Genomic DNA, 1721 nt, shown 5'->3' on the forward strand with positions numbered 1-1721 from the left:
GCGCGTCGCCGGGCGGCGGGCCTCCGCGACGAATTTCCGGCATGCCGAGGTCCGAGATCAGCAGGTCGTAGGTATTTGCCTCGAGCAATTCCAGACCGGCCTTGGCGCTCTGGGCTACGTCGACCGCGGCACCCTCCAGTCTGAGCACTTCGGCGAAGGGCTCGAGGCTCTCCGAGTGATCGTCGACCGCCAGCACGCGCAGGGTGTGAAAGTCGACCGCCGCCGCCGTTGCAGGGATTTGCGATGCATCCTCGGAGGACTTTTCGTGACGGGGCAGCCACACGCAGAACCGTGACCCCTGGCCCGGGCCGCCGGAGTCGACTTCGACCCGCCCACCGTGTGCATTGGTGAGTTCCTGGACCAGCGCAAGGCCGATTCCCAACCCGCCATTGCGTGCGTTGGCATCGGCCTCGGCCTGGTTGAACATGCCGAATACCTGCGACAGGTTCTCCGCAGCGATGCCGCAGCCTCTGTCGGCAATCGTGATTTTCGCCTGATCGCCATCCTTGTCGACAGAGACCGAGATGCGGCCGCCATCCGGCGTGAACTTGACCGCGTTGCTCAGCAGGTTCCAGACGATCTGCTCGATCCGCACGCGATCGCCAAGGCACGACACATCGGGTCCGCAACGAACTTCGAGATCGAAGCGCTTGCCCGGGACATCCGCAGTGGAGGCGCTCGCGAGCGATTGCACCAGCTCGCTCACGTCGACTGCAACGCGATTCAGACGCATCTTGCCGGTCCTGATCTGCGAAAGATCGAGCAGGTCGTTGATGATGCGCGTCTGGCTCGCGACCGCCCTCCTGATGGTGTCGCCAATCACTCGCACCTTCGGGTGCTCGGCGGCTGCAGGCAGGCGGGCCAGCAATTCCACGTTCATCTGGATGAGATTCAATGGCTGCTTCAGCTCGTGCGACATCACGGCGAGGAACTTGTCCTTGAGCTCGTTGGCCATCTGCGCCGTCAGGCTCGCCTTCTTCTCCTTGAAGATCCGGTGCTCCTGATCGAGCTCCTGACGTTTCGAACCCGTCTGTCGCGCGCGATCTTGGCGAATCCCGGGCCTGCGCCGCCCTCCAAGGGCGTCATCACGCCGATGCAATAGAAGCGAGTGCCGTCCTTGCGACGATGCCAGCGCTCGTCCTCGGCGCGACCCTCTTCGGCGGCCGTGCGCATCTCGCGCTCGGGTACACCATTGGCCTGATCTTCGGGCGTGAAGATCTTGGCGATGGGCTGCCCCAGCATCTCCTCTTCTGTGAACCCGAAGATGCGCTCGGCGCCGGCGTTCCAGGTGGCGATGCTTTCGATTTCGTCGGTGGTGATGATCGCGAAATCCTGCGCCGTGGCGGCGACCACCTTGAGCCGCTCTTCACCGGCGCGCGCACGTTCCTCCGACTGATGCAGTGCCGTGACGTCGAAGAAATTCAGGATTGCGCCTTCGATCCTGTCTTCGGCCGTGCGATTACGGCAGGATCCGCGCCAGGAAGTGCCTTCCGTCCGCGGCCGACATGGCGCTCGCTGATTCTTAAGTCCTTGAAGGCCGAGGCAGTGTCCTGGGCCAACTCAGGGTAGTCGAGCCGGCTCGTGAGGTCGAAGAGCGAACGCCCCAGGTCCGAAGGGATCAGATTGAACCATTGGCTGGCGTGGGGCGTGTAGCGTTTCACCCGCATTCCACGGGCAACGAACACCGTGGCGATCTCGGACGATGCGATCAGATTCTGTAG

At 63.4% G+C, this 1721-nt stretch carries 3 protein-coding genes; all 3 read right to left on the reverse strand.

Features of this window, described 5'->3' with window-relative positions; genetic code table 11:
- Positions 1–955 (reverse strand): hybrid sensor histidine kinase/response regulator (locus AC1DY5_RS54495; RefSeq protein ID WP_478122506.1); only part of this gene is annotated, 955 nt, incomplete at its 3' end.
- A gap of 8 nt (positions 956–963) precedes the next feature.
- Positions 964–1353: a PAS domain S-box protein gene (locus AC1DY5_RS54500; protein WP_478122507.1), complete on the reverse strand. Its 390-nt coding sequence runs from the start codon at positions 1351–1353 to the stop codon at positions 964–966.
- Positions 1354–1421: 68 nt separating this feature from the next.
- Positions 1422–1721: PAS domain-containing protein (locus tag AC1DY5_RS54505; protein ID WP_478122508.1), on the reverse strand; the 300-nt coding region annotated here is incomplete at its 5' end.

The sequence above is a fragment of the Variovorax sp. P4_D9 genome (genome assembly GCF_056401695.1).